Source organism: Rhizobium sp. YS-1r (assembly GCF_000757525.1).
In the GTDB taxonomy this organism is placed as follows: Bacteria; Pseudomonadota; Alphaproteobacteria; order Rhizobiales; family Rhizobiaceae; genus Neorhizobium; species Neorhizobium petrolearium.
In genome coordinates this window covers 55,522-55,846 of record NZ_JPYQ01000050.1, presented here as the reverse complement: position 1 = coordinate 55,846, position 325 = coordinate 55,522, and positions in this window count along the sequence as shown.

Here is a 325-nt window from a genome sequence, read left to right as displayed (position 1 = left end):
TGCCAATTCTGGGCATAGAACAACCCGTCATAATCTCTGAGACGTCACACTAGTAGAGCTTTCGCATTCTGCGCTGGAGCGGGCTTGACCGATGCTCCGCTAGGCATGATTTTGAACGGAAGACGAATACGAGGGCGTAGGTTCTGGATCTGCAGATCGACTAGAACAAGCGACGGAGACAATGGATACAGGTGTTCCCGTGACTGATAGCGAGGCCGTCGGCCATCTTCCGGAGCGCAAGCAGCGGGAGCTTTCGCGCGCCTTGAAAATCATCTTCGAGGAATTCGAGGCGGCTCAGCAGTCGAAGCTTTCCGAAAAGCAGAAT